General features: G+C 72.6%; 27 protein-coding genes. 4 read left to right on the top strand and 23 right to left on the bottom strand.

Annotated elements, in window-relative coordinates:
* Genes HNR30_RS10775 through HNR30_RS10750 form a run of 6 tightly spaced genes read right to left on the bottom strand, consistent with a single transcriptional unit; the run spans nt 1 to nt 4,762 of the window.
* Nucleotides 1-984, bottom strand: a complete 984-nt coding sequence (locus HNR30_RS10775) for an NAD(P)H-dependent flavin oxidoreductase (RefSeq protein WP_181609615.1) — start codon at nt 982-984, stop codon at nt 1-3.
* Complete coding sequence (locus tag HNR30_RS10770; protein WP_181609614.1) at nt 984-1,811, bottom strand: class-II aminoacyl-tRNA synthetase family protein; 828 nt, start codon at nt 1,809-1,811, stop codon at nt 984-986. Before HNR30_RS10770 ends, HNR30_RS10775 begins: the two co-directional genes overlap by 1 nt.
* 32 nt (nt 1,812-1,843) lie before the next feature.
* On the bottom strand, nt 1,844-2,671 hold the full coding sequence (locus tag HNR30_RS10765; protein WP_181609613.1) for a class-II aminoacyl-tRNA synthetase family protein: 828 nt from the start codon (nt 2,669-2,671) through the stop codon (nt 1,844-1,846).
* Nucleotides 2,668-2,913 carry a phosphopantetheine-binding protein gene (locus HNR30_RS10760; protein ID WP_181609612.1) on the bottom strand — a complete coding sequence of 82 codons (246 nt, stop codon included), beginning with the start codon at nt 2,911-2,913 and terminating at the stop codon, nt 2,668-2,670. The genes HNR30_RS10765 and HNR30_RS10760 overlap by 4 nt, the downstream gene beginning before the upstream one ends.
* Nucleotides 2,910-3,791 (bottom strand): diiron oxygenase, encoded by an 882-nt coding sequence (locus HNR30_RS10755; protein WP_181609611.1) that lies wholly within the window; start codon nt 3,789-3,791, stop codon nt 2,910-2,912. The genes HNR30_RS10760 and HNR30_RS10755 overlap by 4 nt, the downstream gene beginning before the upstream one ends.
* Before the next feature lie 35 nt (nt 3,792-3,826).
* Nucleotides 3,827-4,762 (bottom strand): hypothetical protein, encoded by a 936-nt coding sequence (locus HNR30_RS10750; protein WP_181609610.1) that lies wholly within the window; start codon nt 4,760-4,762, stop codon nt 3,827-3,829.
* A 267-nt stretch (nt 4,763-5,029) separates the two neighbouring features.
* Between HNR30_RS10750 and HNR30_RS10745 the strand changes: the two genes are divergently transcribed.
* Nucleotides 5,030-5,986 (top strand): alpha/beta hydrolase, encoded by a 957-nt coding sequence (locus tag HNR30_RS10745; RefSeq protein WP_181609609.1) that lies wholly within the window; start codon nt 5,030-5,032, stop codon nt 5,984-5,986.
* Here HNR30_RS10745 and HNR30_RS10740 read toward each other — a convergent pair.
* Nucleotides 5,983-6,912 (bottom strand): hypothetical protein, encoded by a 930-nt coding sequence (locus HNR30_RS10740; protein WP_181609608.1) that lies wholly within the window; start codon nt 6,910-6,912, stop codon nt 5,983-5,985. The two genes, HNR30_RS10745 and HNR30_RS10740, sit on opposite strands and share 4 nt — an antisense overlap.
* Nucleotides 6,913-7,346: 434 nt before the next feature.
* Nucleotides 7,347-7,952 carry a response regulator transcription factor gene (locus HNR30_RS50055; RefSeq protein WP_181609607.1) on the bottom strand — a complete coding sequence of 202 codons (606 nt, stop codon included), beginning with the start codon at nt 7,950-7,952 and terminating at the stop codon, nt 7,347-7,349.
* 244 nt (nt 7,953-8,196) lie between these two features.
* On the opposite strand from HNR30_RS50055, the gene HNR30_RS10730 reads away from it, so the two are divergent.
* Nucleotides 8,197-8,817, top strand: coding sequence for a maleylpyruvate isomerase N-terminal domain-containing protein (locus HNR30_RS10730; RefSeq protein ID WP_181609606.1), 621 nt, complete (start codon nt 8,197-8,199; stop codon nt 8,815-8,817).
* 75 nt (nt 8,818-8,892) lie between these two features.
* Here the strand turns inward: HNR30_RS10730 and HNR30_RS10725 are convergent, their stop codons facing one another.
* From HNR30_RS10725 to HNR30_RS10695, 7 genes are all read right to left on the bottom strand, one after another.
* A complete protein-coding gene (locus HNR30_RS10725; protein WP_181609605.1) occupies nt 8,893-9,948 on the bottom strand; it encodes a vWA domain-containing protein in 1,056 nt (351 codons plus the stop codon).
* On the bottom strand, nt 9,949-10,905 hold the full coding sequence (locus tag HNR30_RS10720; RefSeq protein WP_181609604.1) for a VWA domain-containing protein: 957 nt from the start codon (nt 10,903-10,905) through the stop codon (nt 9,949-9,951). It lies immediately after the preceding gene.
* Nucleotides 10,906-11,014: 109 nt separating this feature from the next.
* Nucleotides 11,015-11,908, bottom strand: a complete 894-nt coding sequence (locus tag HNR30_RS10715) for a DUF58 domain-containing protein (protein WP_181609603.1) — start codon at nt 11,906-11,908, stop codon at nt 11,015-11,017.
* A gap of 4 nt (nt 11,909-11,912) precedes the next feature.
* Nucleotides 11,913-12,878 (bottom strand): AAA family ATPase, encoded by a 966-nt coding sequence (locus tag HNR30_RS10710; RefSeq protein ID WP_246378012.1) that lies wholly within the window; start codon nt 12,876-12,878, stop codon nt 11,913-11,915.
* A gap of 14 nt (nt 12,879-12,892) precedes the next feature.
* Nucleotides 12,893-13,702 carry a S1C family serine protease gene (locus tag HNR30_RS10705; protein ID WP_181609601.1) on the bottom strand — a complete coding sequence of 270 codons (810 nt, stop codon included), beginning with the start codon at nt 13,700-13,702 and terminating at the stop codon, nt 12,893-12,895.
* A gap of 108 nt (nt 13,703-13,810) precedes the next feature.
* Nucleotides 13,811-14,698: an ADP-ribosylglycohydrolase family protein gene (locus tag HNR30_RS10700; protein ID WP_181609600.1), complete on the bottom strand. Its 888-nt coding sequence runs from the start codon at nt 14,696-14,698 to the stop codon at nt 13,811-13,813.
* A gap of 116 nt (nt 14,699-14,814) precedes the next feature.
* Nucleotides 14,815-15,375: a TetR/AcrR family transcriptional regulator gene (locus tag HNR30_RS10695; protein ID WP_181609599.1), complete on the bottom strand. Its 561-nt coding sequence runs from the start codon at nt 15,373-15,375 to the stop codon at nt 14,815-14,817.
* Between the two features lie 299 nt (nt 15,376-15,674).
* Between HNR30_RS10695 and HNR30_RS10690 the strand changes: the two genes are divergently transcribed.
* A complete protein-coding gene (locus HNR30_RS10690) occupies nt 15,675-16,121 on the top strand; it encodes a MarR family winged helix-turn-helix transcriptional regulator (protein WP_181609598.1) in 447 nt (148 codons plus the stop codon).
* Between the two features lie 23 nt (nt 16,122-16,144).
* Here the strand turns inward: HNR30_RS10690 and HNR30_RS10685 are convergent, their stop codons facing one another.
* A complete protein-coding gene (locus HNR30_RS10685; protein ID WP_246378010.1) occupies nt 16,145-16,876 on the bottom strand; it encodes a spheroidene monooxygenase in 732 nt (243 codons plus the stop codon).
* On the opposite strand from HNR30_RS10685, the gene HNR30_RS10680 reads away from it, so the two are divergent.
* Entirely contained in the window at nt 16,839-17,423 is a 585-nt protein-coding gene (locus HNR30_RS10680) for a glycerol-3-phosphate acyltransferase (RefSeq protein ID WP_181609597.1), read from the top strand. The genes HNR30_RS10685 and HNR30_RS10680 overlap by 38 nt on opposite strands.
* Here the strand turns inward: HNR30_RS10680 and HNR30_RS10675 are convergent.
* Genes HNR30_RS10675 through HNR30_RS47550 form a run of 7 tightly spaced genes read right to left on the bottom strand, consistent with a single transcriptional unit; the run spans nt 17,368 to nt 25,002 of the window.
* Entirely contained in the window at nt 17,368-18,492 is a 1,125-nt protein-coding gene (locus tag HNR30_RS10675) for a glycosyltransferase family 2 protein (RefSeq protein ID WP_181609596.1), read from the bottom strand. The two genes, HNR30_RS10680 and HNR30_RS10675, sit on opposite strands and share 56 nt — an antisense overlap.
* The gene (locus HNR30_RS10670; RefSeq protein WP_312894318.1) at nt 18,489-19,937 is read right to left on the bottom strand and encodes a phytoene desaturase family protein; all 1,449 of its coding nucleotides are present in this window, start codon (nt 19,935-19,937) and stop codon (nt 18,489-18,491) included. The genes HNR30_RS10675 and HNR30_RS10670 overlap by 4 nt, the downstream gene beginning before the upstream one ends.
* Nucleotides 19,925-20,749: a carotenoid biosynthesis protein gene (locus tag HNR30_RS10665; RefSeq protein WP_246378008.1), complete on the bottom strand. Its 825-nt coding sequence runs from the start codon at nt 20,747-20,749 to the stop codon at nt 19,925-19,927. The genes HNR30_RS10670 and HNR30_RS10665 overlap by 13 nt, the downstream gene beginning before the upstream one ends.
* Entirely contained in the window at nt 20,746-21,657 is a 912-nt protein-coding gene (plsX, locus tag HNR30_RS10660; RefSeq protein WP_181609595.1) for a phosphate acyltransferase PlsX, read from the bottom strand. The genes HNR30_RS10665 and plsX overlap by 4 nt, the downstream gene beginning before the upstream one ends.
* Complete coding sequence (locus HNR30_RS10655) at nt 21,654-22,553, bottom strand: phytoene/squalene synthase family protein (protein ID WP_181609594.1); 900 nt, start codon at nt 22,551-22,553, stop codon at nt 21,654-21,656. Before HNR30_RS10655 ends, plsX begins: the two co-directional genes overlap by 4 nt.
* Nucleotides 22,550-23,995 (bottom strand): phytoene desaturase family protein, encoded by a 1,446-nt coding sequence (crtI, locus tag HNR30_RS10650; protein WP_181609593.1) that lies wholly within the window; start codon nt 23,993-23,995, stop codon nt 22,550-22,552. The genes HNR30_RS10655 and crtI overlap by 4 nt, the downstream gene beginning before the upstream one ends.
* Nucleotides 23,992-25,002 (bottom strand): polyprenyl synthetase family protein, encoded by a 1,011-nt coding sequence (locus HNR30_RS47550; protein WP_181609592.1) that lies wholly within the window; start codon nt 25,000-25,002, stop codon nt 23,992-23,994. Before HNR30_RS47550 ends, crtI begins: the two co-directional genes overlap by 4 nt.
* Between the last annotated feature and the right edge of the window lie 2 nt (nt 25,003-25,004).

The following is a 25,004-nucleotide window of genomic DNA, read 5'->3' as shown; positions in this document are numbered from 1 at the left end:
CTATCCTTTCCCTGATTCGACGATTTCCGCGCCCGGAAGGATGCGCGCGAATTGGGCGACGACATCGGCCGCCGCGAGTTCTCCGAGAATGGCGCCGCACGACAATCCGCAATACAACGCCATTTCCTCGATTTTTCCTGTGGTGGTGTCGGTCGGCACCGCGGCGCTGAACCTCGGCACCAGGAACGTCTGCCCCTCGACCACGGTGCGGCCGATGAAGTTCTTGGGCTGGTGCGGGTTGCGGGTGACGTCGGTGGCCAGCACCCGGTGCCTGCGCCCCGGCCAGCCGATCTCGTAGACGTCGGTGATGACCGTGTCGTCCGCCTCCGCCGCGCACACCGCCCGCTTGAAGTAGGGGTGCGCCCGCGACTCGTAGGTGACCACGAAGGCGGTGCCCAGCATGATGCCGTCGGCTCCGGCGGCCAGGGCCCTGCGCGCCTCGTGCGGCGAGCCGATCCCTCCCGCCGCGACCAGGCAGGCGCCGGGCAGGCGCTCGCGCAGCCCGGCCACCAGCTCGTCGCGCCCCGCGTGCCCGAGCAGGTGGCCGCCCGCCTCGATGCCCTGGGCGACCACGACGGCTCCGTATCCCGCCGCGTGCACGCCGTCGGCCACCGTGCCGACCTGGACGACGAGCTTCCTGCCGGCCGCGGCGACACGTTCGAGCACCGAGTCGTCCGGCATGCCGAACAACGACAGGTACACATGGCCGGGGGTCTCGGCGAGGATCTGGGTCACCTGCCGGTCCAGCTCGTCGGGTCCGACCACCTCGGGGACCAGGTTGAGGCCGACCGGCCGGTCGGTGCCCTCGGCCAGCCGGTCGAGCATCGCCGTCAGCGGCGCGCCGGCCAGCTTGTAGCCGCCCGCGCACCCGGCGCCGCCGGCGTTGGACACCGCGCACGCCAGCTCCGTCCCCGAGACGCCGCCCATCCCCGACTGCAGCAGGCTCACCTCGGTGCCGAGGACCGCTGCCACCGTGGGGCGCATCAGCCGAGGTTCTCTACTGCGGACAGCGCGGCCCGCGCGCTGCCGAAGGCCTGCGTCAGGGTGTGCACCCACCGCTCCAGCCCGAAGCCGAGGCAGCTGGTGTGCGCCGTGGCCTCACCCGCCTGGATGTCCAGCCGGCCGGTGAAGAACTTGCGGTGGTAGTTGGCCGAGCCGATCGCCAGGCCGTTCACGACGAACTCCTCCTTGACGGGGAACTCCCGCTGCGAGGCGTCGTCGTTCTTGAACGCCTCGAAGAACGGGTCGCCCGCCACCTCGAGCCGCATGTCCAGCCCCAGCTCGGCGCCGAAGGCCAGCACGGTCTCCCGGCCGCGCAGGTAGTGCTCCCTGGCCGCCTGGCCGGAGCCCACGCAGACGAACTCGCGCATGGTGAAGCCGAGCACCCGCTGCAGGCCGTCGTACTGTGCCTCGTTGCGGAAGCAGCTCGCCACGGTGGTCCGTACGGTCCCCTCCTCGGGCAGCACCGCGCCCGCGAGGTCGATGTAGACCCAGTAGCAGGCCGCCATCGGCAGGGCGAAGCCGGTGGGTCCCATCACGTCGCCGGGCAGCCGGTCCACCGGCCGCGAGGTCTCGGCCAGCACGGGTCCGAGCCGCTCCGGGTCGAGCTGCGCGACCGACAGCCCGGCCTGCGGGAAGGCGTCGAAGTAGTGGAAGGTGTCGAGGTCGCGGGCCCGCAGCAGGGGCGGGTAGCGGTGCTCGGGGGCGTTCCACATGCCGGCCCAGCGCAGGAAGACGCCTTCGATCGCGCGCAGCAACCGGGTCTGGCTGTCGTCGAGGACTCGCAGGCCGTCATCGGTCAAGGTCGTCATCGGACCACCTCCGTGGTGTCGGTCGTGAGAGATCAGAGCAGCCCGGCCACGGCCGCCTGCGCGGCGGCGGCGGAGCCGAAGTGGTCCGTCAGGGTGTGCACCCAGCGCTCCAGGCCGAAGGCGAGGCAGCCGGTGTGCGCCGTCTCCTCGCCGGCCTGGATGCCGCAGCGCTCGCCGAAGAAGTTGCGGTGGTAGTTGACCGAGCCGATCGCCAGGTCGTTGACGACGAACTCCTCCTTGACGGGGAAGAGCCGCTGCATCTTGGCCTTGCCGCTGTTCTTGTCGAAGAACGGGTCGGTGGCGATCTGCAGCTCCAGGCTGAGCCCGAGCTCGGCGCAGAGCGTGGTCACGGCGTCCTTGGCGCGCAGCAGGTGCGCCTTGGCGCCCTCCTCCGCCCCGATGAAGACGATCTCCCGCATGGTGAAGCCGAGCAGGCGCTGCAGGCCCCGGTAGTGGTCCTCGTTGCGGAAGCAGGTCGCGACGGTGGTGCGCATGACGCCCTCGTCCGGCAGGCGCGACCCGGCCAGGTCGAGGTAGATCGCGTAGCAGGCCGCGGACGGCAGGGCGTACGCGGTGGGCTCCATCACCTCGGCGGGCATGAGCTCCACCGGGCGGCGCGACCGCGCCAGCGTGGCGCCCAGGCGCGGCGGGTCGAGGCGGGTGGCCGCCAGGCCCAGGTGCGGGAAGTTGTCGTAGTAGTCGAAGGTGTCGAGGTCCTGGCAGCGGATCAGGTGCGGGAAGCGGAACTCCGGCGCCTGCCAGCCTTCGGCCAGGCGCAGGAACACCGCGTCGATCGCGCGCAGCAGGCGCAGCTGGCTGCCGTCGAGAACGCTCAGGCCGTTGTCGGTCGCCGTGGTCATAGTGTCGCCTTCTGGGTGAAGAATCGTGCTTCGATCGCCTTGAGGGTGCGGAAGTCGTCCAGGTCGAGCTCTTCCGGGTCGATCGCCTCGCCGGTCAGCTCCTCCAGCAGGAAGATGAACTCGACGAAGGCGAGCGAGTTGATCGCCCGGCTGTCGATCAGGTCCAGGTCGTCGGGGATCTCGTCGAGCTTGGGGTTGCGCTCGAGGATGAACTCCCTGACCTTCTGCAACGGCTCGCTCATCGCTTGATCAGCTCCCTGCCGACGCCCGCCTTGGACAGGAACGCCCTGGTGCGCTTGAGCACCTTGTCGTGCGCCTGCACCCGGGCCGGGTGGGCGAGCGCCCGCCGGCGCAGCGCCAGCGCGTCCGGGATGCCCGCGTCGCGGTAGGCGGCGGGGTTGTACAACGTGCCGATGCTGTACTGCAGGTAGCTCTCCAGGTACTCGGCGACCACCGGCACCTCCTCCGGGTCGCGCCCGGCCACCTGCTTGAGGAGGTTCAAGAAGATCATCCGGCCGAAGGCGACATGCCTGCTCTCGTCCTGGTGGTGCACCCGGTTGATCTCGCGGGCGATGTGCGGCAGCGACTGGTCGGTCGCCATCAGCGCGTTGTAGTGGTCGACGATCTCCTCGAAGATCAGGATGCGCGCGAACACGATCAGCTCGCGGGCGACCTGCGACAGGTGGTCCACCGAGGCGGCCTTCAGCGTCGGCTGCGCCGGGTAGAGCTTGCCGCCGTAGCGCAGGCAGAACTGGGCGAAGAACCACATGTGCTCGTTTTCCTCACCGATGAAGTGGTGCAGGAACTCCGAGACGTTGGAGTAGGTCCGCTCGTGGATGCGCATGACCACTTCGCTCATCAGCTCGCGGATGCCGTGGATGTTGAGGCTGAAGAAGTTGATCGCCTCGTACTTGGTCAGCGCGAGCTGCTGCTCGCGGGTCAGCTCGTCCCACATCGGCGTGCCGGCCAGCGTGGTCAGGCTCTCGCTCATCCACGGCCTGTCAGGCTCGAGGGCGTCGGGCCATTCGAACATCGTGTACGGGTTGTAGTAGCCGGACTCGGCCATCTGCTCCAGCCGGTCCAGCTCCAGCACGATCGGCTCGATCTCACGTACCGCCATTTTCGCTCGTCTTCCTCGTGGAGTGGCTCGAGAGGTCAGCTTCCGCGCGCGGACCGGATGTCCGCGCGCACCTGGATGGGCAGCGGCGACCCGCACTCGTGGTGGCCGAAGGCCGCGTTGCCGGAGGCGGTCGACGGGATGACCTTGTTGTAGATCGATCCCAGGCACAGCTCCTGGAACGGGCCCGTGTCGGGCGAGAGCCTGGCCGCCAGCTGGGCCTTGGCGATGTCGACGGTCTTGGTCGCGCCGTCGTCGTCCTCGACCTCCACGCAGGCGTGCGGCAGGTCGAGCGCACCGCCCAGGACGCCGCAGAACCAGCCGCGCCTGGCCTCCGCCCGGTATCCGGCCACCCGGAACCGCTCGGCCAGGAACAGGCTCGCCGCGATGCAGCTCGTGGCGCCCAGCGCGTGCACCAGCTCGTAGTCGGCCTGCATCGGGACGGGGATCATCTGCCACCGGTAACCGGCGTCCAGGTAGTCGCGGGTCAGGCGCCGCAGCACCGGCGAGACCAGCGGGGTGCGCGCTCCGGTCGTGGTGACCATCGCGGAATACTCCGCCGTTCCGCGGCCGCCGGTGAGCGGCGACAGACCGGCGACGCCTCCCCCGAAGCGCACGACGTCCGGCTCCTCCAGCTTCCACGCCGCGTCCTCGTCGCATCCCGCGCACTCCAGCGTGACCCGGAAGTCCCAGGTCTTCGGCCGCAACAGGTCGTCGACGGGACGGCCGGCGAACCGGAAGAGCATGCGGAAGGCCAGCTCCGGCTGCGTGGTCGACGCTCCGGAGTACATGCCGAGGTTGTAGAGGTCGTTGACGTCGAAGTGCCGCACCCCGGCCCGTTCCTCGTACGGCAGGCCCGCCGCGACGAGCTCGTCGATCTCCGCCCGGCCGGCGCGGAGCATGTCGCGCGCCACGGACTCGGGCTCGACCCTGCTGGAATAAGCGGGCGGGATGAATTCAATGGAATTCGCCACCCGTTCCCATAAGACTTGGTGCGGCACATCTGTCTCCGTTGCTCTATTGTTTCGGATGCCCACAGCACCGACATTGACGGTAGCAGCCGACCGCCAGGAGACAGTAGATTAATTTCACATATCTCGGCGTGCGTTTCACATCTGGGCCTCCACCTGGGGCGGAGCCACAACTCATGAGAAATTCACTCGCGCTGGTGCATTCTTCACAGCCACCTGGAGATGCATTTCTATCTACGATGGAATAACTCTGCCGACTGGAGGGCCGCGATGCCGCTGGACCGCATTCTCCGCAACCTGATCACCTGGCAGCGCGCCGGCGGCGCACCGCTGCCCGCGCGGGAGATGACCGTCGAGGCGGCCAGGGAGAAGTACCGGGCCAACGCCTGGCGGCCGCGCCGCGACGGCGGCCCCCACGCGAGGGTGCGCGCCGCCGACCATGCGATAGGGACGGCCGACGGTGCGTCGATCCTGTGCCGGGTGTACACCCCGGAAGCCGACTCAGGGCGCGTGATCACCTTCCTGCACGGCGGCGGGTGGGTGCTGGGCGACCTCGACAGCCACGACTCGGCGTGCCGCATGATGGCGGCGTCGCTGGGCGCGGTGGTCGTCTCGGCCGACTACCGGCGGGCACCCGAGTTCCCGTACCCCACGCCGCTGCGCGACGCCGCCGACGCGGCCCGCTGGACGAGCCGGACGTTCCCCGGACGCGACCACGTGATCGCCGGAGACAGCGCGGGCGCCCACATGGCACTCGGCCTCGCGATGCAGGCCCGCGAGAGCGGCGACCTGCCCCTCGCCGCGCTGCTGCTGGTGTACCCGCCCGTCGATCCGAGCCTGCGGATCGCCGCCGCCTGCGAGCACCCCGACGGGTACCTCCTGAGCGTCGACGACATGGCCTGGCACTACGAGCTGTACGTCCCCGACCCGCGACGGCGGCGCGAGCCGCTCGTCGACCTGATCAACGCCGACCTGCGCGGGCTGCCGCCGACGGTGCTGGCCACGGCCGAGTTCGACCCGCTCCGCGACGAGGGGGCCGAGCTGGCCGAGCGGCTGTGCGCGGCCGGCGTGCCGGTCCGTTACGTGCCGGGTCCCGGGCTGGTGCACGGCTACTTCCTGATGCAGGAGGTCGTGCCCGCGGCGGCCGCGTGCGCGCGGCGGGTGGTCCAGGAGCTCGACGCGGTCCTCAGGTCGGCGCCGGTGCGGGCCGGACGGGGTGAGCGTTAGTGCGACGGCCCGGCCGCGCCTCCGACGGGCTTGCAGGTCATCACCCTGCGTGCCCGCTGCTGGGCAGCATGCTTGGCCCGCAGGGTGTTGCGGACCACCTCGCCGGACACGGTGACGATCGCCTGCGGCGCGATGCGCTCGGAACGCAGGGTCAGGGGGTACTGCCGCCTGGCCAGGTCACCGATCGGCGGCACGCCGCAGATCTGGTCGTAGCCGGTGGCCCTGATGTCCCAGACCTGGACACGCCACTGGGTGTCGTGCTCGTCCTCGTGCAGGAAGAACTCCGCCGCGCCCGGCGCGCGTTCGACGAGCCGGTTGAGATAGGAGTCGAGAGCCGCCCGCGCGAAGTCCTCGGGGCTGCCCCGCAGCTCGTCGGTGACCCCGCGCCCGACCACGTCGCCGAAGTCGACGATCCACGACCAGCGCCGCTCCTGGCTGTCCTTGGTCTCGATGACGAAGGCGTACGGCCTGGCGCGGGCCTCGCCGCGGGCGCTGCGCACGGCACGGTCCATCAGCTGCCGCACGTCGGAGGGGCCATGGGCTCTGCCGTACAGGCCGTAGGCGCCCTCGGGCAGGCTGATGACGTGCACCACGGCCTGCGGTTCCGGATTGCCCTCCGCCTCGCCCAGTTCGGAGGTGATGCGGGAGATCAGGTAGTCGCTCATCTCGGTGCCCCACATGCCGGCGATCACATTGACGATGTACCGGGGACCCTGCGCCGCGTCGAGCAGGTGACCGCCCGCGTTCCAGACCTCCTCCTCGCGCACCACCACATGGGTGAGCTCGTTGAGCAGTTCGACCACGCCGGGGTCGGCGCTCCCGCCCGCGGCGGCCAGCAGATGCGCTCCGGTCAGCCGCCCTGCCAGCCGGCGGCGTTCCCGTTCATCGAAAACGCCCTTGGGCACCAGCAGCTCAACGAACAGCATCGTCGGTTGGTCCTTTCAAGACGGGCCGATCGGTCAACACGCTCCCCGTGACCACCCCCCGGGGTCGCCGGCTCCTACCTCCGCCCGTTGCCCGCGACCGGCGTCTCCCACGGCCGGGCGGCGACTTCACGCTCCGGCCGCCGTCCTTCGGGTCCAGGTCGCGGCTGTCCACGATCACCATTTCCTCGAGCCGCCCGGTCACTCGGAAAGCGTCCGATTCTCGCCCGCCGAAGCGCCGATACGTTCTCGTAATGGAAATCGACGCTACCATGATCATGGTCGCTCATCCAGCGGCGGCACGGCAGAGGTGAGAATCGCGCATCAAGGCGTTAAGAACTCATTCATTCGTCGTTCGGAAGAAGTCCCGGGAGTCCACGCCGCTGGGGACGCCCGCCCGTATCCGTGCTTTTCATGCACCCCGAAAACCGTGCCGCTCAAATCCAGTGCGAATCGCGGGCGATCCGCAACGCGTCGATGCGGTTGCGCGCCCCCAGCTTCGCCACCACGGAGGAGAGATAGTTGCGCACCGTCCCCTCCGACAGGTGCAGCCGCGCCGCGACCTCCAGCACCGTGTCGCCCTGGGCGACGTACTCCAGCACCGACAACTCCCGCAGCGTCAGCGGGCATCCCCCGTTGGCCAGCGCGGCGACCGTCAACTCCGCGTCGAACACACGCTCACCCAGATGGACGCGGTGGATGGCGTCGAAAAACTGCCGCGGAGGGGCACTGCGCTGCACCATGCCGTCGATCCCGCTGGTGAACGCCTGGCGGACGATGGTGCGGCTGAAAGCCGAGGCCAGGAGCAGGCTCCGGCATCCCGGTAGCGTGGCGATCTTCTCGGCGATGACGATCGCGTCGGTGTCGGCGCCTTCGAAGCTGATGATCGCGACGTCCGGGCGATGCGTCTCCGCGCACTCCAGGGCGTCGAGGCTGGCGTCGGCCGAGCCGACCACGCGGATGTCCTCGCTTCGCTCCAGCAACGCGGTGAGTGCGCAGCGGGATAATTGCAGGTCGTCGGAGACCATGACATCGATGGGCACTTGAAGCCTCCCATTATTCATCTCAGTAGGACCGCACAATGGGTCGCAGTGTGCGACTCGCTGACCATGAAGAAATGATGTGGCGATCACCCTGCTTCCTATGTTGATTTGCGCACCGGCACAAGGGGGGAGCCACTTACTCATACTTACTGACATAGGCGCTTGCATGAATCATACGCGTACGAAAAGCCTTTCTCAAGAGCGGACAACCAGGCCTTCCCCTGGTGGGGGCTAGGGTGGGCGCATGCCGTCGAGCGGCGCCGACGTGCGCCTTGCCGTCGCCCTGAGCGTGAAGGTTCTCACCGGCGTCCCCGCCGACCGGTGGAGCGCGCCCGCGGGCACCCTGGAGTGGACGTGCCGGGAGACCCTCGAACACCTGGCCGACGACCTGCTGACCTACGCCCTGCGCTTCGGCCTCGCACAGCCGATGGCCGTGCCCAGGGTGCCGTTGCGGATCACCCGGGACCGGCCGGACGGGCCGGGCAACGTGGTGTTCGGTGACGCGGCGGCGGGGCCTGAGGGGCTGCTGACCGTCGTCGAGGCGTGCGGCGGGCTGCTGGCGCTGGCCGTCGACGCCGCCGCGCCCGGCACCCTGGCGCCGCACGTGTTCGGCGCGTCCGATCCTGAGGGGTTCGCCGCGATGGGCGTCGTGGAGACGCTCGTGCACACGCACGACATCGCCGAGGGGCTGGGGCTGGAGTGGGAGGGGCCGCAGGATCTGAGCGGGCGGGCCCTGGCACGGCTGTTCCCCGACGTCGCCGTCGTCGAGGCGCCGTGGCCGAGCCTGCTGTGGGCGACCGGCCGCATCGACCAGCCGGGACGGCCCCGCCGTACCGAGTGGCGCTGGTACGGCACGCCCCGCTGAACGCGCCCCCCAGCCGACCAGACCGCCGCAGGGCGGGCGCGCCACGTGGTCCGGTCAGCCAGTGGCGCCTGCCGGTCAGGTTCGCCTGGCGCGGTTCCACCACAGCGACAGCGCCGTGGCCAGGCCCGCGAGCAGGCCGCCGAGCACGGCGAACCAGGCCGACAGGTCGCGTTGCTCGTGCACGACGCTGAAGGTGGCAGGCAGGTCGGCGAGCACGTCGTGGAGCTGGTCGGCGTCCTCGGCGCGGCTGTAGGTGCCGCCCGTGGTCGCCGCGACCTCCTTGAGCGCCGCCTCGTCGATCACGCCCCGGCTGCGCCACCCGCCGCCCCGTCCGCTGTCGAAGCCGCCCCGTCCGCCGAACCCGCCGAACCCGCCGTCGATCTGCGAGCTGTCGCAGACCGCAGGCGCGGGCGTGGTGGTGCCGAAGCCGATCGTGAAGACCCGCACCCGCCGCAGCGCCGCCTGCTCGGCGGCCGTCATCGGGTCGACACCGCGGGTGTTCCGCCCGTCGGTCAGCACGACGATCGCGGCACTCGCGCGCCCCTCCTGGCCGGTTTCGCCGGGATCGGCGCCGGTCGGCGGGATCGACGGGTCCACCTCGGCGAGGGCGTCGAGCGAGGCGAGGATGGCCTGCCCGATCGCGGTGCCCCGGTAGGTGACCAGGCCGTCGAGCGCCTTCAGCAGCTCGTCGGTGTCGCCGGTGGGCGGCACGAGCAGGCCGGCCGTCCCGGCGAAGGTGACGAGCCCGATGCGCGGCCCGCCCCGCTGCGACTCGATGAACTCCTTGGCCGCCTCCCGCGCCGCGGTGATCCGGTTGGGGTCGACGTCGGTGGAGCACATCGAGCCGGAGACGTCGAGGGCGAGCAGGATGGTCGCCGAGGTGAGCGGCACCGGCACGGTGGCCTGCGGCCGGGCGGCGCCGACGCCGAGCGCGACGAGCCCGGCCGCCAGGAGTGCGGCGGGGATGCGCCGCTGCCATCGGGTACGGCCCGGCAGCGCCGTACGGACCAGCGCGATCGAGGTCACCCTGACGGCGGCGCGGCGGCGACGGCGGCGCCACCACCACTGCAGCGCGAAGATCAGCGGCAGGACCAGGAGCGCGGCGAGCGCCCAGGGCCAGGAGAGCGACATTCAGATCACCCGCCCCGATCGCAGGATGGTGAGCGCCGAGCCCGCGCCGAGCAGCGCGAGCGCGCAGCAGATGAGCGCCCCGGCCAGCGGCATCGGCTCGTCGGAGACGGTGAGCCGCAGGTCGATCGCCGAGGCGGCGGAGCCGAGGTCGCCCGCCGTGGAGGCGGGATGGTAGGTGCCGCCGGTCGCCTTGGCGACGGCGGTCAGGGCCTCGGCGTCGAGGGCGGTCTGCAGGCGGTAGCCGTCGACCTTGACCGAGGTTCCCGCCGCGGTGCCGACGCCGACGGTGTCGATGTGGACCCCGGCCCTGGCGGCCAGGTCGGCCGCCTCGTCGGCGCGGGCGCCCAGGTCGTGGCCGTCCGAGATGATCACGATCGTCGCCGACGGCCAGTAGCCGAGGTCGGGAGGGCTGTCCTCCTGGCCGCGCGCCAGCGCGACCGGTTTGCCGGTGATGGCGCTGAGCGAGCCGGTGATGGCGGCGGCCAGCGAGGTGCCGCCGGTCACCTTCAGCCGGTCGATCGCGGCCAGCGCGAGGGAGTGGTCGGCGTCGGGGCGGGCGGTGGTGAGTGCGCCCTCCTCGAAGGCGACGACGCCGATGTCGACGCTGCCCGGCTGGTCCTCGATGAACGACCGGGCGACCTGCTGGGCGGCGGCCAGCCGGGAGGGGGCGATGTCGGTGGCGCCCATGCTGCCCGACACATCGACGGCCAGGATGACGACTCCGGCGGCGCGCGGCACCGGGATGAGGGCGGCGGGTCCTGAGGCGGCGACCGCGAGCAAGGCCAGTCCCGCCAGCGTCAGCCACACCCCGGACCCTGCCGACCCGGCTCCCCGCGCGGCCACGCCCGCCTCGGCCAGCAGCGCCGCCCGCCGCCTGGCGAACCGCACGGCGGCGACGGCCAGCGCGGCCACCAGGAGCAGCCCGGCGACGAGCAGCACGGGCGTGTCGAAGGTCATGCGACCCCCTTCGTCCGCCCCGTCGGCGCGGTCACAACGACCGGTCCCGGACTCGGTCGCGTCGGCACTATCATCGCGGCCGGTCCCAGATGCGGCCGTGTGGACGCGGTCACAACGACCGGTCCCGGGTGCGGGTGACGAGTTCCACGAGCGCCTCCGCCAGGTCCCTGCCGGTGTCGATGCGGTGGAGCGGCACCCCCGCCTGCCGCATGCCGTACTCCAGGCGGTGGTCACGCGCGTCGACCGCCTCGCGGAACCTGACGCGGAACAGCTCGTCGCCCGAGTCGACGACCAGCTGCTCGCCGGTCTCGGTGTCCTCGACCACGATGAGCCCCGCGGCCGGCAGCACGTCGTCGGCGCTGTCGGCGATCCGCAGCGCGACCACCTCGTGCCGTCTGGCCAGGCGCAGCAGCGCCCGCTCCCACGCGCCCTCGCCGATGAAGTCGGACAGCACGAGGACGAGGCTGCGGCGGCGGGCGAGGCGTCCTGCCGCGTCGAGCATGGCGGCCAGGTCCGTGGTGGGCCCGCCGCGTGCGTGCTCGGTGCGCTGCAGCTCGGCTCCGATGCGCAGCACGTGGCGCCGCCCGCCTCCCGGTGGCACCACACGCAGCGGCGTGCTGCCCGCGTTGTCGTAGAGCAGCGCGCCGACCCGGTCGCCTCCCCTGCTGAACAGCCGGGCCAGGACGATCGCGAGCTCGGCCAGCACCTCGTGCTTGCCCCGCCCCGGCCGGCCCGCCGTCATCGACGCCGACCGGTCGAGGACGAGCCAGACCGTCAGCTCGCGGTCCTCGTGGAAGACGCGGATCTGCGGCTCGTCGAGGCGTGCGGTCACGTTCCAGTCGATGTGGCGGGCGTCGTCGCCGTGACCGTAGGCCCGCAGCCCGGCCAGGTCCAGCCCGGATCCGCGGCGCAGGGTCCGGTGCGCGCCCTGGATCTGGCCGTCGAGCCGGCGGATGACCTTCCACTCCAGGTGGAGGAGGAGTTTCTCGGGGGTGGCTGCCATCGGCTCACCGGTTCTGCAGGACGACGTCGGGGGCTCGTACGGCACCGAGCACGCGGGTGATCACGGTGTCGGGGTCGACGTCGTCGGCGAGCGCCTCGTAGGACAGCACGACGCGGTGCCTGAGCACGTCGAGGGCGAGCTCCGACAGGTCCTGCGGGAGCGCGTACTCCCTGCCGCGCAGGAACGCCAGGGCGCGGGCGCCGGTGACCAGGGCGATGGAGGCGCGGGGGCTGGCCCCGTAGGTGACGTACCTGTCCAGCTCGCCCAGTCCCGCGGTGCCCGGCGACCGGGTCGCGGCGACCAGCCGTACGGCGTAGTCCACGATGGCCGGGTCGACGTACACCTCCCGCGCCCGCCCGCGCATGGCCACCAGGTCGTCGGTGCTGAGCATCGGCTGCGTCGGCTCCGGCGGGCGCAGCGCGCGGTCGACGATCGCGTGCTCCTCCTCCCTGCTCGGGTAGTCGACGACGACCTTCATCATGAACCGGTCGACCTGCGCCTCCGGCAGCGGATAGGTGCCCTCGGACTCGATGGGGTTCTCGGTCGCCATGACCAGGAACGGCTCGGGCACCGGGAAGGTCTCGCGGCCGATGGTGACCTGGTGCTCCTGCATCACCTCCAGGAGCGCGCTCTGCACCTTCGCGGGGGCGCGGTTGATCTCGTCGGCCAGCAGCAGGTTGGTGAAGACGGGTCCCAGCTCGGTCTGGAACTCGCCGGTGTGCTGGCGGTAGACGCGCGTGCCGACGAGGTCGGCGGGCACCAGGTCGGGGGTGAACTGGATGCGCTGGAACTGCCCGGCGATGGAGGCGGCCAGCGACTTGACGGCCAGGGTCTTGGCCAGCCCCGGCACACCCTCCACGAGCAGGTGGCCGTCGGCCAGCAGGGCGACGGCCATGCGTTCGAGCAGCACGTCCTGGCCGACGATCGTCCGCTTGACCTCGAACAGCACCTGCTCGAGCGGGTTCGTCATAAGCGTTCCTTCCTTCATATGCGCCCGCTGCTTCCCGGGCCTTCGCCGTCGGTGCCGCCGAGCGCCGCGCCGATCGGCACCGCGAAGGCGATGCCGGCGAACGCCTGGTCCTTGCCCGGGTCGGCGATCGACACGACGATGCCGATGACCAGGCCCTGCTCGTTGAGGAGCGGGCCGCCCGAGCTGCCGGGGTTGACCGAGGCGTCGAACTGGATGAGCCCGGCCACTCCCCTGTTCTTGATGTCGGTGCTGCGGTCCAGGCCGGAGATGACGCCGGTGGAGACGCTGTAGGTCAGTCCGAGGGGGTTGCCGATGGCGACCACGGAGCTGCCCACGTCGGCGCTGCCGCCCAGGACGGCGGGCACCAGGATCTCGGGCAGTTCGGCGGGCAGGAGCGTGGCGATGTCCTGAGCCGGGTTCGAGGCGGTGACCTTGGCGCGGGCCTTGGTGCCGTCGGCGAACGTCACGGTGATGTCCTTCTCGCCGGCGATGACGTGGTCGGCGGTGAGGATCGTGCCGTCGTCGGCGGCGACCACGCCCGCTCCGATGGAGTCGCCCGCGCTGATGACGACCACGGAGGGGCCGACCGCCTGGAAGATCTCCGGCACGGTCGGCGGCGGTGTCTCGGTGGGCGACGGTGACGCGGTCGCGGCGCCGAGCGTGTCGGAGACGGCGCCGAGCCGGTAGGTGAGCATCGCGACCACCACCGCCAGGGCCGCCACGACCACGACGAGTGTCACCAGCAGCGGGCGGGGGACTCCGGCCGCTGCGGCTGATCGCCGGGGCGGCACCGCCTCGGCGGGCACGTCTGGCGCGCGCTCCATCGCCCCAGCGTACGAAGACGGTTCAAAGTTCACCAATAGCCGGTAAATGAGAATTAGTTGAGAATATGGCGCATTCATCCGCCCTCGGAGAGCCCGGGGAGCCGGCGGTTACGCGCCCGAGGCCCCGGCCCAGCCCGGCAACGGCTCGCACGACTCCAGCCAGTGCCGGGGCGGCCCGACCCGGGCGCCGAGGATGCCGCCCACGATGGCGCAGGTGGTGTCGACGTCGCCCCCGGCACTCGCGGTCGCCCAGAAGGCACGCTCGAAGTCGTCCAGATGGCAGGCCGCCGCCCACAGCGTGAACGGCACCGTGTCCTGCGCCGACACCTGCCGGCCGTTGCCCAGCGCGCGGGCGGCCACGACCGGATCGCGCACCGTGAGCAGGCGGCGCGCCTCCTGCCCGCCGTCGCGGACCAGGCTCGCGGGGGTGTGCGCGAGCACCTCGTCCAGGAACGCGCCGGGCGACACCTCGCCCCGCGCGCTCGCCACCGCCGCCGCCACCGCGACGGCCACGGCTCCGGCGACGGCCTCCGGATGGGTGTGCGTCACCAGGGCCGACAACTCGGCCTGCCGTACGGCCAGCGTCACGTCACCCGCGAACCAGGCTCCCAGCGGGGCGACACGCATCGCCGCACCGTTGCCCCACGAGCCGCGCCCGTCGAACAGCTCCGCCGCCAGGACCCGCCAGTCGCCCTCTTCCTGACGGATCTGGCGCAGCATCCGCCCCGTGGCGGGGCCGTACCCCCGGTCGAAGTCGTGATGCGCCGCGAAAGCGGCCGCGAGCGCGTCCTGGTCGACGCCGCCGTGATCCAGCAGGACGCGGTGGACGGAACAGGCCATCTCGGTGTCGTCGGTCCACTGCCACGGGGCGGGCGGCAGGGTGCGTGCGGCCAGGTGCGGGAGGTGGCCGGGGACGAAGAACTGCGACCCCAGGGCATCGCCCACGGCCAGGCCGCGAAGGGAGGCGGTCGCCCGGGTCAGGGAATCGGATGGCATCGCGTCACATTCTGGCATCGCCGGCGAACGCCCTTGTCCAGTGCCGACGCCTCGTGCCATGAAAGGACCATGAAGGAGAACGGCATGACACCACACCCAAGCGACGAGCGGGCAGGTCAGCGGGGTGCGAGCATGCGGTCGATCAGCGTGTGCAGGTGCCGGCGGAACTCCTCCAGCTGGGCGGGCGGCTGCCCGCCGGTGCTGGGCGAGTGGCGGCCGTTGACCGACATGCCGCCGGTGAGGAAGCCGAACACGCACCACACGACCGTCCGCACCAGGTATTCCACGTTCACGTCCGGCGGCACCATCTCGGCGCTCAGCCCGGCGATGACGGCGACCTGGGGTTCCACGTACTCCGCCTCCAGCTCGCCCACGTCGGCCGCGTCCCCCATCCAGCGGTGCATCCACAACGACAGGATGAGGGGGTGTTCGGCGTAGAAGTCGAGGTAGGCGTCGACGGCGGCGTGCGGGTCCAGACCGTCCTCACCGGCCGTGGCGGCGACCCGGGCCACCATGGCCTGCTCGGACTGGAAGGCCTGCCGCATGACCATCCGGTACAGCTCGCGCCGGCCGCCGGTTCTTCGTGTGAGGGTCTGGGTGTCCATCCCGGTGGCGTCGGCCAGGATCTGGGTGCTGGTGGAGTCGTAGCCGAGTTCTGCGAACAGACGGGTCGCCACCTCGACGACAGGACTCAGGTCCGTGTCGTCGGCTGATGGCGCGGGTCCGGCAGCACACATGATCGACCTTTCCACTTCAGGGGTTGTGGCCTTCCAGCCTGGGTCATCGCGGGCCATCTCCAGGTAGCCTCGCCGTTCTTCCTCGTCAAAGCCTCGGTTGCGGAGGTCAAGGAAACATTCACGCGGCGGTGGGGCGGCGCCGGATGCATCCGCCAGGGCCGGCGCCACGAAAGAGCCCAGGAGAGGGATGGTGAGGCGGAGGGGAGAACCGGTGTCCCGGCTAGGCTGGTGGGATGGGCATGTCGGATGAGCGCGTCGGCACCGTCGATCCCAGGGAGGCCGACATCCGATCGTGGCCCACGGGGCGTCTGCTGTCGGTGGCGGCGCGTGTGGTGGAGGCCCGCTATCACGCCTTCCTGGCCACGCACGGGCTGACGCATGCCGGGCTGATCGCGTTGCACCATCTGCGCGAGTGGCCGCGCACGCAGCGCGAGCTTGCCGTGTTGTGCCGGGTCACCGACCAGACCATGAGCCGCACCGTGAGGCATCTGAGCCGCGCGGGCTACGTCGGCAGGCGCCCCGACGAGCAGGACCGGCGGCGGACGCGGGTGGACATCACGCCGGCGGGGGCCGAGGTGCTGGCGATGGTGTGGGAGGCCGAGCGCGGGTCCGACCGGCTGCTGGGCGTGGTCGACGACTACGAGGGCTTCCGGCGGCAGCTCGTCCAGCTGATCACGGTCACATGAGTGGGTACGGCACGCGGCCCGTGTCAGTCGAGCGTCCCCTTCAGGGGATCGTGCCCGTTCCAGGTGCCTTCGACGGCGAGGGGCCGGAAGCGGGCGAACAGTTCCTCGCTGTACCAGCGTTCGGCGCGCACCCGCTCGATGACGCGGGTGTGCTCCCCCTGGGCGTAGGCGAAGCGGCGCACCGCGCCGGCGTCGCGCCACAGCGAGAAGGTGGCCTGCCGGGCGAGCGGCCACTCCCCCACGCCGACGGAGGCGAGGCAGTCGTGCTGGTGGGCCAGGAGCCGGTCGACGTCCGGCACCGCCCGGTAGAAGGCGACCAGCCGCGACGGCCTGATGGAGGCGCGGGTGAGCACGGCGACCGGTCCCCCCGGCTCGCCCGCCGGGTGCGCGTGCGGGCCCGGCAGCGGGTCGACGCCGCCCCAGCCGCCGCGCGACACGATCGGCGCCAGCCGTACGTGCCAGCTCTCCTCGGCCTCGCGGCGCCATCGCGCGCTGACGGGCGAGGAGGCGAGGAAGGACTCCAGGTCGGCCTCGCGTCTCCACACCGCGAACAGCGCCCACCGGCGCAGGTCCGCCCCGAGCGACATGGCCCGGCCGCGGCCGGTGCCCATCAGCCGCCAGAACGCCAGCCCGGCCGTCGCCCGCAGCACCGGGCGGTCGAAGGCCATGTAGCGCATCGCGCGTGCGGTGCCGTACCTGATGAGGTGGAAGGACGCGATGTTCTCCGAAGTCATGCCGGTCGTCGCCTCGGTCATCGTCGGCTACCTCCTCGGTTCCGTGCCGGTCGCGGTGCTGGTGGCGCGGAGCCATGGGTTCGATCCGCGCGGGGTGGGTGATCGCAATCCCGGCTTCTGGAACATGAAGGAGCAGCTGGGGTGGCGGGCCGCCGTACCGGTGTTCGCGGGTGACCTGCTCAAGGGCACCGCGGCGGGCCTGGCCGCGCTGCTGATCTGCGCCCTGACGGACGGGCCGCGCCTGCCGTCCCTGTACGCGGCGGTCGCGGCGGCCATGATCGGGCACGCGTGGCCGGTGTTCGCGCGGTTCAGGGGCGGCAGGTCGGTGCTGACGTTCGCGGGCGGCATGGCGGTGATCAGCCCGGCGGCGTTCGCCCTGGCGCTGGTGGCGCTGGTGCTGGTGGCGCTGGTGACCAGGTCGTTCGCGATCGGGGCGCGGGTGGGCGTGTTCGGACTGCCGGTGCTGGAGTTGCTGTTCGATCCGGCCCTGCAGGTGGCGGCGACGGGTGCGCTCATGTGCCTGATCGGGTTGCGCTTCGGGCAGGCAGCCCTCGCCGACCGGGGCTGAGCCCGGCGGCCGGGTAGGTGCGGCCGCGCCAGGTGCGCGCCGGGCGCACCGTCGCCTGCGTCAGCCGTACGGCGGAGGCCACGTCGAGCAGCGGCGAGAGCGCGAGTCCTGGACCGGGTGTCGCGTAGCTGCGGCGGAAGGCGGCGGTCAGGAGCCAGCGCGGCACCAGCAGGCCGAGGTCGAGCGGGGTGGGCCGGCCCAGGAGCAGCCGGAGCGAGGGCAGGCCCATGGTGAGCCAGACGACGGCCAGGTCGGCCGCCTGCCAGCCGGGCGTGGTGACGTCGGCGAGGGGAAGCGAGCGTCCCCATTCGCGCCACACCTCGGTCACCGAGTCGTGCATGTCGACGGCCAGCAGGTCGCTCGCGTCGAGGAAGGCGACCCGCCAGCCGGTTGCCGCCAGGTGGCGGGCGAGGGCCACGTCGTCGGTCATGGACTCCTTGACGGCGGCGAAGCCGTCGGCGGCGAGCATGCGGTCGCGGTGGAAGGCGGTGCACTGGCCGTTGGCGATCGTCCGGTGCGCCGGGGGGACGACGCGGGTGCTGGAGGGGCCGAAGCGGTAGACGAGGGTCGCCAGCATGGAGGCGTGCAACGCCTGCTCGGCGGGGCTGCCGCAGTCGAAGCGGGGCGCGGCGGTCACCAGGTCGTGGTGGGACAGGGCGGCGGCCATCGCGCCGACGAGGCCGGGCGCGGGGCGGGTGTCGGCGTCGAGGGTCACCACGACGGGGTGGGCGGCGGCGCTGACTCCCTGGCGCAGCGCCCACTGCTTGCCGACCCATCCCGGCGGGAGGGGGCCCGCGGGGACGACCCGGGCGCCGAGGCGGGCGGCGAGCGCGGCCGTGCCGTCGGTGGAGGAGTCGTCGACGACGATCACCTCGGCCGCGGCGGGGTCGGCGAGGACGCCGCGCAGGCAGGGGGCGAGCCTGGCCTCCTCATTCCTGGCCGGGATCACCACGGAGACGCCCCGGATATCCCTCACGGGGCGCAGGGGCGCGGGCCGGTGGCGGCCGCGGGCCAGGCGGGCGGCGACCACGAGCGCGGCGGCGGCCTGGGCGATGGTGAGTGCCTTCACGAGCCGCTCGTCCTTCCCGCCGGGTAGTCCCGCGCGACCATGGAGGCCACGATGCGGGCGCCCAGGGTCACCATGGGCAGCCCGCCGCCCGGGTGCACCGAGCCGCCCACCAGGTACAACCCGCGGCGCGGCCCTCGGTTGCCCGGCCGTCGCAGCGAGCCGAGCCTGCCGTGCGTGACCGTGCCGTAGATCGCCCCGCCCCACGAGCCGTAGCGCTCGCGGATGTCGGCGGGGGTGAACAGGTCCACGAACCGCAACCGTCCCGCCAGGTCGTGACCGCGTGCCGCCAGCCGTTCGAGCACCAGGTCGCGGTAGGACTCGGCGCTCATGGGCCAGCGGCCGGGATCGCGGGCGGGGACGTTGACGAGCATCACCCAGTTCTCCGCGCCCTGCGGCGCCTGGGTGGGGTCGTCGACGGCCGAGCAGCCGATGTAGACGGTCGGGTCCAGCGGCGGCCGCGAGCGCGAGAAGATGTCGCCGAACTCGTTCTCGTAGTCGGCGGAGAAGACCACGGAGTGATGCGCCAGGCCGGGTGTACGGCCCGTCACCCCGGCCAGCAGCAGCAACGCCGAGGAGGAACGCCCGAGCCGCGCGATGCTCCGCAGCCGCCCGCGGTGGGGCAGCAGGTGCCCGTACAGCGCGGCGCTGTCGGCGTTGGCCACCACGATGTCCGCCGCCGGCGCCTCGCCCGACTCCAGGCGCACGCCGGTGACGCGCTCCCCCTCCGACAGCACCCGCTCGACGCCCACGCCGGTGACGACGTCGACGCCGGCCTGCTTCAGCAGCACGGCCAGCTCGTCGGCCAGGCGGGGCAGCCCGCCTGGCACGTACCAGCCGCCCTGCCCGTGCTCCAGCGCGGGGATGCAGCCGAGCGCGGCGGGCGCCAGGTACGGCGAGGATCCGGCGTAGGTGGCGTAACGCCCGACGTACTGCCGCAGCCGGGGATCGGTGAAGAAGTGCCGCGCCAGCCCCGCCAGGGTCCTGCCGGGCGCCACGGCGAGCAGGTCGGAGGGGCGGGCGTCGGCGGGCGGGCGCACCAGCGGCCCGGCGAAGACGGTGCGCTCGGCGGCTCGCAGGCATCCCTCCGCCCAGCGGTGGAAGGCTCGCCAGGCCGTGCCCTGGCCGGGCGAGAAGGCCTCGACGGCGCCGGCCATGCGCTCGGGGTCGCGGTGGGCCGTGAGCTCCGAGCCGTCGGCGAAACGGTAGCGGCACAGCTCGGCCGGCTCGACGAACTCCTGACGCAGCCCGAGGTCGCGGAAGAGCTGCGGCATGGTCAGCAGGGAGGGCCCCAGGGAGAAGGTGAAGCCGTCGCGGCGGTGTTCCGCGAGCTTGCCACCGAGGCGGTCACGGCGCTCGATCAGCCGCACCTCGTGGCCCTGGCGGGCCAGCAGCAGCGCGGCGGCCATGCCGCCCATGCCGCCGCCGATGACGATCACTGCTGCCACGCGGGGCTCCTTCTCGTGGTGCGGGTCCTGATCCAGGCGGTCGCGGCCAGGCCGCCCATGGCCAGCCCGCCGCACGCCGCCACCAGCGGGTCGGTGGGGCGGAAGACCGCGGCGAAGGCGAGGGTCTCCATCACGGCCATGGTCGTGTAGAGGGCCAGCAGCGCCCGTCCCGGCTCCGGAAGCAGGCGCTCGAACAGCACCATGATGAGCGCGGAGACGAGCAGCCAGCCGGCGAAGTTGGTCAGGGGCACGTCCCGGTAGGGGCCGGGATCGTGCCAGACCCACAGGCCCATACGCAGCATCTGCGGGTCGAGGAACAGGTCCCAGGCCGTCATGGCCACCGCCCCGACGGCGATGCGGGCCGGGCCGGGCGCGGTGATCGCGGCCGCCACGGCGTGCGCGGCCAGGCCCATGCCTCCCCAGGCGAGGGCCACCGCGAGGGGCACCCCGGCCGCCTGCGGCTGCAGGAGGCCGGTGTAGTGGTAGGCGCCGAACGGGAAGCCGGTGTTCACGCCGGCCAGTTCGGCGAGGTAGCCGATGACGACCGCGCCGCCCAGGGCGGTCGCCGCCGCGCGCCATCCGGCCCGCGCGGCGGTGAAGCAGGCGGCGCTCGCCGCGAGCACCAGCACGATGGCGGTGGTGTAGGCGGAGGGCCGCTCGCTCAGGCCCGAGGCCACCTGCAGCGCCACCATCGCGGCCAGGAGGAGCGCCCCGGCCACGGTCCACCGCCCGCCGCCGCTCATGCCGCCCGTGCCGCTCGTGCCGCTCGTGCCGCCCGTGCCGCCCGTGCCGCCCGTGTCGCGGTCGGTCATGCGGCCGCCGTCCTGGCCACGACGCAGGCGCGCGCGATGGTGGCCGCCGAGGACGAGCCGTGGGCGACGATCACCGGGCCGCGCAGCCCGAGCAGCGCGGCGCCGCCGTGGGTCTCCGGATCGTAGCGCCGGGCCACCTCGCCAAGCGCCTCCGGCGAGGCGATCCCCGCCTGCGCCGTCATCGCGAGCGTGGTGCGCACGCACCCTTCGATGTTCTTCAGCACCACGTTCCCGGTGAAGCCGTCGGTCACGATCACCTCGACCAGGCCGGAGAGCACGTCGGTGCCCTCGACCGGCCCGGCGAAGCGCACCGGCGCCTGCTCCAGGAGCTGTTCGGCCTGGCGCGCCAGGCGGTTGCCCTTGCCGCGTTCCGACCCGATCGACAGCAGCCCGACGAGTGGCTCGGCGACCGACAGCACGGATCGGGCGTAGCCGGTGCCGAGCTCGGCGAACTGCGCCAGCATGGCGGGCGTCGGATCGGCGGTGGCGCCCGCGTCGACCAGGACGGTGGCTCCCCCGCCCAGCGTGGGCAGGGCCACGGCCAGGGCGGGGCGCAGGACCTGCTCGGCCCGGCCGATGCGGCGTACCGCGCTGGCCACGATCGCGCCGGTCGAACCGGCCGACACCAGGGCCGCGCCGCCCTGCCGTACCAGGTCGCAGCCGATCGCGAGGCTGGAGCGCGGGTTCAGCGCGGCGGCCGGCCCCCGCTCGGTCATGGGGATGGCGTCGGGCGCGTGCACGACCTCCAGCTCGCCGCCCTGCCGGTCGAGTTCCTTGCGCAACTCCGGCTCGCGCCCGACGAGGACGACCGGCACGCCGTGTTCCCGGTGCGCCAGGAGCGCTCCGGCGACGGTCTCGGCGGGACCGTGGTCGCCGCCCATGGCGTCGAGGACGACCTGCCCGCTCATGGCACCTCCACGGTGACGCGCCGCTCGGCCCGACCGGCGGTGGCGGAGGCGGCCAGGTGGCGGGTGAAGATGGCGAGCCTGCGCCGCTTCGGCACGCGGGCGCGGCCGGCCAGCACCTCGTGGCCCGACTGCTCGATCACGGCGAGGATGTCGCCGTACAGCTCGTAGGCGGCCCTGATGCACGGCCTGGACGACGGCACGAGCAGGTCGATCCCGGCCAGCGCGGCCGCGTAGTGCTCGCGGGCGCGGGAGATCTCGAAGGCGACGAGCTCGCGTACGGCCTGGCCCGACCGCGGCTGCCGCAGGTCCTCCTCGCTGACGCCGAACGCGGTCAGGTCCTCCTGCGGCAGGTAGATCCGGCCGCGGTCGAGGTCCTCGGCCACGTCGCGGACGAAGTTGGTGAGCTGGAAGGCCAGGCCGAGCTGGCGGGCGGGCGCGCGGGCCGCGATCTCGGCGCCGGGCTCGGCCTCCAGGACGGGCAGCATCATCGTGCCGATCACGGCGGCCGAGCCCTCCATGTAGCCGAGCAGGTCGTCGTAGGTGGCGTAGCGGGTGACCGTCAGGTCGGCGGTCATGGCGGTGAGGAAGGCGCTGATGTCGGCGTGGTCGATGCCGAAGGAGCGCACGGTGTGGGCGAACGCGGGCAGGACCGGGTCGTCGACGGGCCCGCCAACGAGGGCGCGGGCGGTGTCGTCGGCCAGGGCCCGCAGGGCCTGTGACCGGTCGCCGGTGGCGGTGAAGGAGTCGACGATCTCGTCGGCGTAGCGGGCGAAGCCGTACAGGGCGTGCACGTGCCGGCGTTTCCAGGCGGGCAGCAGGAGGGTGGCCAGGTAGTAGGAGCGCCCGTAGCCGGCGTGCAACCTGCGGCAGCGTTCGTAGCTGGCGGTCAGGGTCATGGCGTCTCTTTCAAGATGCGGTGGGCGGCCAGGCGCCCGGAGACCAGCACGGGCGGCACTCCCACCCCCGGGGCGGTGTGCATGCCGGCGAAGTGCAGTCCGGGCACGCGTGGCGCCGCCCCCGAGGGACGGAACCAGGCGGTCTGGGTGAAGCGGTGGTCGAGCGCGAACGGGGTGCCCGCCGTGTGGCCGAGCCGCTGCCAGGCGGGCGGGTCCAGCACCAGCCTCGGCCGGGAGGACAGGTCGCCGTAGCCGAGCTCCTCCAGCCGTCCCAGCAGCCGCTCCTCCAGGCGGGGCCGCAGCTGCCGCCAGTCGGCGCCGGCCAGGTTGGGGGCGGGTTCGAGCGCGCTCAGCTTGGGCTGGTCGTCGTCGGGGCAGGTGAGCAGGATGCTGGGGTCGGGCTGGGGGCGGCCGCGCTCCAGCGCCTCGAAGGTCGACTCCCAGGCGCGGCCGAAGTGCAGCGTGTGGTGGGCCTGGCCGGGCGGGCGGCGGTCCAGGGCGATGTGCAGGACGAGGCACGACGGGGAGAAGCGCGGCCGCATCAGCCGCCAGTCCGCGGCCGCGCGCGGCAGGATCGAGCGGGCGGTGTAGCGGTCGCCCGCCATGACGGCGTGGGTGGCGGGCAGGTGCTCGCCCGAGTCGAGGCGCACGCCGGTCACTCCCGTTCCGCCGGTCGTCACCTGTACGGCACGCGTGCCGTACAGGATGGGGACCTGCAGTTTCTCCAGCAGCGCGGCCAGGGCGGCGGGGACGGCGTGCATGCCGCCGGAGCGAGGGAAGTAGACGCCGCCGACGGTGTCCATGTGCGCGATGACGGCGTAGATGCCCAGCGCGCGCTGCGGCGACATGCCCGCGTACAGGGCCTGGAAGGTGTGCGCCCTGATCAGCCGCTCGTCGGTCAGGTGGGCGGCGGCGAGCCGGTCGAGGCGGCGGAAGCCTCCCATCGACGCCAGCCTGGCCAGGGCGAGCGGCCTGGCCAGGGAGCGCAGGCGTGTCATGTCGGCGTCGATGAAGGCCGGCCACTCCTCCCGGAACATGCGTTCCAGCAGGTCGCGGTAGCGCAGGTAGCGCGTCGCCTCGGCGGGGCCGCACAGCGCCCGCACGTGCTCGGCCATGGCCTCGCGCTCGGGCACCACGTCGAGGTGGGAGCCGTCGGCGTAGGACAGCCGGTAGGAGGGGTCCAGGCGGCGCAGGGGCAGCCAGCTGTCCATGTCCTCGCCCGCGGCGGCGAAGGTCTCGGCCAGCAGGCCCGGCATGGTGAGCACGGAGGGACCCACGTCGAAGTGGTGGGATCCGAGGCTGGCCACGGCGCAGCAGCCGCCGGGCTCGTCGCGCGCCTCGACCACGACGACCTCGCGGCCGGCGGCGGCCAGGTGCACGGCGGCCGACAGCCCGGCCAGGCCCGCGCCGATGACGACGGTACGGCCCGCCCGGCGCTTCACCGTTCCCTCCTGGTGGCCTTGACGGCCAGGTCGGCCAGCGCGGCGACGGCGTCGGGGGCCGGGCCCCGCGCGTTCTCCAGCGCGCGCACCCCCTGTTCGACCAGCGTGCCGATGCGCGCCTCCACCTCGTCCAGCGCTCCGCAGGAGCGGATGAGCTCGCGGGCGCGCCCGATGTCGGCTCCGGCGGTCTCGAGCAGCAGTTCGCCGTCGGCGCCCGCGCGGGTCCTGGCCAGCTCCAGCAGGAGGCTGTTCTTGCGCAGCCGCAGGTCGCCGCCGGACGGTTTGCCGGTCACCGCGGGGTCGCCGAAGACGTCCAGGACGTCGTCGCGCAGCTGGAAGGCCTCGCCGACGGGCAGGGCGTAGTCCGACAGCAGGCGGCGTGTCCTGTGATCGCCTCCGGCCAGGACGTGGCCCAGGTGGAGTGGCCGTTCGACGGTGTACTTGGCCGACTTGTACCTGGCCACGGTGAGGGGCGGAGCGGTGCCGCTCAGGTCGAGCAGTTGCCCGCCGACCGCCTCGACCCGAAGCTGGTTGAGCACCTCCAGGGCGGGCGCCAGGCGCGGCCCGAGATCGAGCAGGGCCGCGTCCGCCCAGGTCAGGGCGAGCATGCCCACGAGGGTCGCGGCCGACTCGCCGAAGCGGGCGGAGCCTCCGTGCGCCGCCAGCGTCAGGTGGGCCGACGGTTGCCCGCGGCGCAGCTCGGACTGGTCCATGACGTCGTCCAGGACCAGGGCGGCGGTGTGCACCAGCTCGACCGCGCAGCCCGCCGACAACACCGCCTCCAGATCGTCGTCCTGCCCGCCCGCGGCGCGGTGCCCCCAGTAGACGAACAGGGGGCGCAGCCTCTTTCCGGTTCCGCCCAGAAAGGGGGCGAGCGCCTCACGAAGCATCGTCACGTGCGACTCGCCGAGGAAGCCGAGCTCGTCCAGCCGGCGCGCGATGAACGTGCGGAACGTGGCGTCGGCCAGGCTGCGCACGTGGTCGACGGGCGCGGTCGCTATGGTCATGC

This window comes from Nonomuraea soli (genome assembly GCF_013761175.1).
Lineage (GTDB): Bacteria > Actinomycetota > Actinomycetes > Streptosporangiales > Streptosporangiaceae > Nonomuraea > Nonomuraea soli.
This window is presented reverse-complemented; position numbering and strand designations above follow the sequence as displayed.

Bases quoted from the DNA above. Each gene is read 5' to 3' on its own strand.
- HNR30_RS10775 (WP_181609615.1), bottom strand. From the start codon at position 984: ATGCGCCCCACGGTGGCAGCGGTCCTCGGCACCGAGGTGAGCCTGCTG.
- HNR30_RS10770 (WP_181609614.1), bottom strand. From the start codon at position 1,811: ATGACGACCTTGACCGATGACGGCCTGCGAGTCCTCGACGACAGCCAG.
- HNR30_RS10765 (WP_181609613.1), bottom strand. From the start codon at position 2,671: ATGACCACGGCGACCGACAACGGCCTGAGCGTTCTCGACGGCAGCCAG.
- HNR30_RS10760 (WP_181609612.1), bottom strand. From the start codon at position 2,913: ATGAGCGAGCCGTTGCAGAAGGTCAGGGAGTTCATCCTCGAGCGCAAC.
- HNR30_RS10755 (WP_181609611.1), bottom strand. From the start codon at position 3,791: ATGGCGGTACGTGAGATCGAGCCGATCGTGCTGGAGCTGGACCGGCTG.
- HNR30_RS10745 (WP_181609609.1), top strand. From the start codon at position 5,030: ATGCCGCTGGACCGCATTCTCCGCAACCTGATCACCTGGCAGCGCGCC.
- HNR30_RS10740 (WP_181609608.1), bottom strand. From the start codon at position 6,912: ATGCTGTTCGTTGAGCTGCTGGTGCCCAAGGGCGTTTTCGATGAACGG.
- HNR30_RS10730 (WP_181609606.1), top strand. From the start codon at position 8,197: ATGCCGTCGAGCGGCGCCGACGTGCGCCTTGCCGTCGCCCTGAGCGTG.
- HNR30_RS10725 (WP_181609605.1), bottom strand. From the start codon at position 9,948: ATGTCGCTCTCCTGGCCCTGGGCGCTCGCCGCGCTCCTGGTCCTGCCG.
- HNR30_RS10720 (WP_181609604.1), bottom strand. From the start codon at position 10,905: ATGACCTTCGACACGCCCGTGCTGCTCGTCGCCGGGCTGCTCCTGGTG.
- HNR30_RS10715 (WP_181609603.1), bottom strand. From the start codon at position 11,908: ATGGCAGCCACCCCCGAGAAACTCCTCCTCCACCTGGAGTGGAAGGTC.
- HNR30_RS10710 (WP_246378012.1), bottom strand. From the start codon at position 12,878: ATGACGAACCCGCTCGAGCAGGTGCTGTTCGAGGTCAAGCGGACGATC.
- HNR30_RS10705 (WP_181609601.1), bottom strand. From the start codon at position 13,702: ATGGAGCGCGCGCCAGACGTGCCCGCCGAGGCGGTGCCGCCCCGGCGA.
- HNR30_RS10700 (WP_181609600.1), bottom strand. From the start codon at position 14,698: ATGCCATCCGATTCCCTGACCCGGGCGACCGCCTCCCTTCGCGGCCTG.
- HNR30_RS10690 (WP_181609598.1), top strand. From the start codon at position 15,675: ATGTCGGATGAGCGCGTCGGCACCGTCGATCCCAGGGAGGCCGACATC.
- HNR30_RS10680 (WP_181609597.1), top strand. From the start codon at position 16,839: ATGTTCTCCGAAGTCATGCCGGTCGTCGCCTCGGTCATCGTCGGCTAC.
- HNR30_RS10685 (WP_246378010.1), bottom strand. From the start codon at position 16,876: ATGACCGAGGCGACGACCGGCATGACTTCGGAGAACATCGCGTCCTTC.
- HNR30_RS10665 (WP_246378008.1), bottom strand. From the start codon at position 20,749: ATGACCGACCGCGACACGGGCGGCACGGGCGGCACGGGCGGCACGAGC.
- plsX (WP_181609595.1), bottom strand. From the start codon at position 21,657: ATGAGCGGGCAGGTCGTCCTCGACGCCATGGGCGGCGACCACGGTCCC.
- HNR30_RS10655 (WP_181609594.1), bottom strand. From the start codon at position 22,553: ATGACCCTGACCGCCAGCTACGAACGCTGCCGCAGGTTGCACGCCGGC.
- HNR30_RS47550 (WP_181609592.1), bottom strand. From the start codon at position 25,002: ATGACCATAGCGACCGCGCCCGTCGACCACGTGCGCAGCCTGGCCGAC.